Source organism: Streptomyces sp. IBSBF 3136, from assembly GCF_036815105.1.
Classification (GTDB): domain Bacteria; phylum Actinomycetota; class Actinomycetes; order Streptomycetales; family Streptomycetaceae; genus Streptomyces.
In genome coordinates this window covers 3,394-8,412 of the sequence record NZ_JAJSZC010000298.1, presented here as the reverse complement: position 1 = coordinate 8,412, position 5,019 = coordinate 3,394, and the positions used below count along the sequence as shown (strand labels likewise).

The window sequence follows — 5,019 nt, the reverse complement described above, 5'->3', positions numbered from 1 at the left end:
GTTCGAACGGATCGTCGAGGTCATCACGCCGGAACGGGACAACCGGGCCCGTGCACGCCGGTCTCTCAGGCCGCGAGGGCGGGGACGGCGGGCGCCTCCCAATGGGGCGGAACGACGAGTACGGGCGCCGCCGCGTGCCGCTTGCAGTACCGGTCGACCGAGGAACGCAGCCGGCCGAACGCCTGCCGGAAACGCAGCCCGACCACCAGCAGGTCGTCCTGGCCGTCGGCCAGGGCCACCAGGACCGGTCCCAGCGGGCCCCGCTCCACCCGACGCTCCACCACGACGTCGTCGGGAAGCGGAGCGCGCTCGCAGGCGCTGTCGAGCACCCGGTGCGCCGCCGCCCGCTGCGAGGCGTCCAGTTCGGGGCACGGATAGGTGCGTTCGGCGACCTCCCCGCCGAAGGGACTCCACGCCGCCACGACGACGAGGACGGCGCCACTCCGGCGGGCTTCCTCGGCCGCGCACCGCAGCGCCACGACGCTGCCCTGGTCGTTGTCGACGCCGACGACGACACGCCGCCGCTCGTCGATCCTGGTCTCGATTCGTTCGTAACGCATGTCGTTCTCGCTTCACTCGCGGGGTGGTTCGGACCGTTGCGTTTACGACGCTAGGACCGCCGTGCGACGCGGGGTGTCCGGCGTTCGGGGGACCGACCGGATGACTCCCGTGTCCCCCGACGGGCGCCCTGAGCCGCAGGTGGCCGGGGCGGCTCCCGGCCCCTGGGGCCCGCTCCTCGACCGGCGTGTACGACAGCGCGCCGGAGCGGGGAGTGGGCGATGATCGGAGGACCGCGACGCCGTGGAGGTGGGAGGCATGCCGGACGCCACGCCGCGGCCTGGAGGCGGCGGAGGGCAGGGGCCCGTGCCCGCGGGCGGACCCACCGGAGGGCCCGCCGCACCGGCCACGCACCGGTCGGTGCGCCTGGGCGTCCTGCTCGCGACGGTCGGTGGCGCCCTCGACGCGTACACCTTCATCAGCCGGGGCGGGGTCTTCGCCAACGCCCAGACCGGCAACGTCGTGCTGCTGGGCATCGCGACCGCACAGCGGCACTGGCTGGAGGCCCTGGACCACGTCCCGCCGATCCTCGCCTTCGTGGCGGGGGTGCTCGTCGCCGAGACCTTGCAACGGCCCAGGGTGGTGGCGGTGCTGCGACGACCGGCCCGGGCGGCCATCGTGCTGGAACTGCTCGTACTCGCAGTGGTCGGACTGGTCCCCGACGGCGCCCCGGACGCCTTCGTCACCGTTCCGATCGCCTTCATGGCGTCGGTGCAGATGTCCACCTTCCGCACGCTTGTGGACACCGCCTACAACAGCACGATGACGACCGGGAACCTCCGCGCGGCCATGCAGAACCTCTACCAGGCGGTGGTCGACGGGGACGAGGACGCCAGGCGCCGCTCCCGCCAGTTCACCAGCGTCGTCGTCGCGTTCCTGGTGGGGGCGTGCGGCGGTGGCCGGCTGACCCTCGTGTGGGGAGAGCGCGCGGTCTGGGCCGCCTGCGTCGTCCTGGCTGCCGGGCTCGCCCTCTTCATGCACGACGAGCGCGCGGCACGCAGGCCGCGCGAGGCCGACGGCTGACGGAACCCTGGGCGTACGCCGGCTCAGGGCGCGGACGGCGGTGTGGGCGCCGACGCCTCGCCGGCGGCGTCGAGGCGCTGCATCTGCCGTGTCTGGCGGACGAGCATGGCGAGGACGGCGGCGAGAAGACCGGAGGCGACGCCGACCGCGGGAGCGCCGACCAGCCGGGTGAGGACTGCGCCGAGCACCGCGCCGGCCACGAACGCCGCGATGACCAGGGCGTACTGCCCGGTGCGCCGCGCGGCCGCCGGCTCCCTGGCGGACAGCCACTGATGTGCGGCGACGATGCCCTTCTGCAGGTTCCCGCTCTCCGCGAGCGTGGTGTAGGGCGCGCCGCGCATGGACGTGAAGGTCGAGAACTGCAACGCGGCGACGAACGACACCGTCACCGTGGTCACCTGCGCCGGGGCGTCGTCGGGTACGGCCGCGATCCCCGCCAGCAACAGGATCTGGAGCGTCAGCACGAGCCGTAGCGGCCGGGGCACGAGCCGCAGCATACGGGGCAGACCGAGGATCTCCACCAGGAGCACGCCGACGCCGAAGGCCGCGATGGGAATCAGCAGCAGGAGGGCCCGGTGCCAGTGCCGGGCCGTGGCCTCCACGCAGAACAGCAGCACATTGCCCGACTGGAGGTTGGCGAACACCCGGTGCCGGACGAAGGTGTAGGCGTCGAGGTATCCGCCCACCGCGGCCAGCAGCGTCCCGACGGCCAACGTGTCGGGGCGGCGGTGGATCGTGGCCACGGGGTCACTCCAGCAGGCCGCGCCGCATGGCCTCGGCGACCGCCGCGGCCCGGTCCGACACCTTCAACTTCTCGTAGAGGCGCTGGGCATGGGTCTTGACGGTACTGGTGCCGAGGAACAGCTCCTGGGCGATCTGCGGAATGCTCAGTCCCCGGGCCATACCGTCAAGGACCTGCCGCTCCCGTTCGCTGAGCGTCGGGGCGTTCTGGGAGCGCCGCATGCGGATCTCCTCGGCCAGCCCGCCCGTCACCTCGGGCGGCACCACCGTCTTGCCCCGGGAGATCGCCCGTACGGCCTCGACCACCTCCGAGCGCTTGCTGTCCTTGGTCAGGAAGCCCGCGGCCCCTTCTTCCAGGGCCCGGTAGACCGAAGCGCTGTCGGTGAAGGCGGAGAGCAGCAGGACACGCGTCTCGACCTGGTCCCGGACCAGGGCATGGAGCACCGCGATCCCGTCGAGTTCCGGCATACGCAGGTCCAGCACGGCGACCTCCGGCACTTCCCGGCGGATGATCTCCAGTGCGTCCCGGCCGTTCTCCGCCTCGGCCACCACCTCGATGGTCCCGCTGAGTTGCAGCGCGCGTGAGATGCCTTCCCGGAACAAGGGGTGATCGTCGGCGATCACCACTCTGATGCGGGCAGGATTCGGCGTTGCCACGGCAATCCCGACCTTTCGTCGGCACCATGCTGCTTCGTGATCGCTCTCGGCGGCTCTCGACAAGACTAGGTGAGCCCATTCCCCCGGGCCACCGGGAGTGGAGCCTCACCCCACCGGTACGACGGCTTCGACCGTCGTTCCGCCCGACTCGTTGCTGTGCAAACTGAAGACGCCTCCCATGCCCTCGATCCGGGCCCGATGCGAGGCGATGCCGATATGGCCGGACGACAGACTCCGGGCCATGGCGTCGCCGGATATCCCGACGCCGTCGTCGGAGATCGAAAGGCGGACGCTCTCCGCATCCGCTTGTTGCAGGGTCACCAGGACGTTCTTCGCCTGCGCGTGTTTCACGACGTTCTCGAGGATTTCCCTGGCCAGCCAGTAGAGCGGCCGGTCCGCGGAACCCGCCGTGGTGATGCCCGAACGAACCTCGCCGTGGAATTTCCCCCGCTCGGACGCCTGCTGCGTCAGGTGTTCCAGCGCGTGCACCAGACCCCCTGACACGAGGACTTCCGGATGCAGCGTCCGCACCGACGAGCGAAGCTGCTTGCTCGCCGTGGTCAGGGCCTCGTCGGCGCGGTGCAGGGGTTCGGTCACCTCGGGACCGCACTCGGCCTCGTCGATGAAGTGCCGGGCCGCCAGAACATTCTGCAACGCTCCGTCGTGCAGCACCTCGGCGATCTTGCGCTGCTCCCGCTCCTCCGCCGCCATGATGCGATCCAGCAGCCACAGACGGTGCTCCGCCAATTCCCTGATGGACCGTACGCGGTGCTGCTGCACGTCCGAGAGGAGGACGCAGCCCGCGCAGACCACGAGAATGAACAGACCGTGCAGCAGCGTGAAATGCAGATAAGGCTGCCGAAAATGGCCGACCCAGGTCCCGATGACATAACTGGCCGCCGCCAGCACGCCGGAAACGGCGGTGAGCACCGGGCGCATCTGGAAAGACACGAGCACCGGAATGAACAGGAAGATGTCGGCGGATACCGGAGCGCTCCAGTTCGGGTCGGAGAAGTTCCCGGAAACCGCCATCAACGCGGTGAGCAGGGTCAGGTCGACCAGCGGATACACCCAGTCCGGGTACGGCCCGCGGGACGTCCACGACACCCAGAGTGTCGCCAGGGTCCACACGGTGTAGGCGGCGGCCAGCGCCACCGAGAGCGGCAATTGCTCCGACGGGGGGAACACCGCCAGGTCCACCGTGAAGGCGAGTACGACCGCGATGCGAAGCGTCGCCTGCCACCTGAACGCTCTCCGCAGGTGGAGAGCGGGCACCTCGGCTCCGTCCGGGCGCCCGGACCGGACGCCTTCCTGAGCGGCCGCGAATGCGTCAGGGAGTGCCATCGGATCCTCCAGAAGCCTCACTGAAATGTTCTGGAGAGCCCGACGGCCGCGCAACCGGGTCGCCTCCGCCCCGCGACCGCTCCTCCTACGACCGGGTCAACCGGTCGCTCCACCGACCGGTGGACGTACAGCGGTGCCCGGACGGGCTGAAATGAAATCACGAAAGGCCAACCGGCCTCCGGAATCAAACCGAAGGATTTCTCATGATGAACATTCGACGTCACATGGCCCGTATCGCCGGTATCTCCTGCATCGCCGCTCTGGCCGCCGGAACCATAGGTGTCGCCAGTGCCGAGGCAGCGCCCATGATGAACCACCACTCGGCCACACACGCGAGCAGCAACCACCAGCACCACAACAACAACGATTCGAGGAAGGGCGGCAACACGCAGGGTGGCACGCAGGGCGCCGGTAACCGGAACACGCAGGGCGGTACTCAGGGCGCCGGTAACCGGAACACGCAGGGTGGTACGCAGGGTGCCGGCAATGGCAACACCCAGGGTGGTACGCAGGGTGCCGGCAATGGCAACACCCAGGGCGGCACTCAGGGCGCCGGTAACGGGAATACGCAGGGTGGCACTCAGGGTGCCGGCAATGGCAACACGCAGGGCGGCACTCAGGGTGGAGGCAACGGGAACACCCAGGGCGGCACTCAGGGTGGAGGCAACGGGAACACCCAGGGCGGCACTCAGGGTG

At 70.0% G+C, this 5,019-nt stretch carries 6 protein-coding genes; 1 reads left to right on the top strand and 5 read right to left on the bottom strand.

The genetic code is table 11. The annotated features are described in order from the left end of the window. Positions 1–65 precede the first annotated feature (65 nt). On the bottom strand, positions 66–560 hold the full coding sequence (locus V7E45_RS36670) for a universal stress protein (RefSeq protein ID WP_333778608.1): 495 nt from the start codon (positions 558–560) through the stop codon (positions 66–68). Positions 561–816: 256 nt separating this feature from the next. Here V7E45_RS36670 and V7E45_RS36665 point away from each other — a divergent pair, with 256 nt between their 5' ends. Next, the gene (locus V7E45_RS36665) at positions 817–1,581 is read left to right on the top strand and encodes a YoaK family protein (RefSeq protein ID WP_333778607.1); all 765 of its coding nucleotides are present in this window, start codon (positions 817–819) and stop codon (positions 1,579–1,581) included. Positions 1,582–1,604: 23 nt separating this feature from the next. On the opposite strand, the gene V7E45_RS36660 is transcribed toward V7E45_RS36665, so the two are convergent. The 4 genes from V7E45_RS36660 to V7E45_RS36645 form a co-directional block, all read right to left on the bottom strand. Next, complete coding sequence (locus V7E45_RS36660) at positions 1,605–2,324, bottom strand: YoaK family protein (RefSeq protein ID WP_333778606.1); 720 nt, start codon at positions 2,322–2,324, stop codon at positions 1,605–1,607. A gap of 4 nt (positions 2,325–2,328) precedes the next feature. Continuing rightward, positions 2,329–2,946, bottom strand: a complete 618-nt coding sequence (locus V7E45_RS36655) for a response regulator transcription factor (protein WP_333778605.1) — start codon at positions 2,944–2,946, stop codon at positions 2,329–2,331. Between the two features lie 138 nt (positions 2,947–3,084). After that, positions 3,085–4,323, bottom strand: a complete 1,239-nt coding sequence (locus tag V7E45_RS36650; protein ID WP_333778604.1) for a sensor histidine kinase — start codon at positions 4,321–4,323, stop codon at positions 3,085–3,087. A 17-nt stretch (positions 4,324–4,340) separates the two neighbouring features. Then, positions 4,341–5,019 (bottom strand): hypothetical protein (locus V7E45_RS36645; protein ID WP_333778603.1); only part of this gene is annotated, 679 nt, incomplete at its 5' end.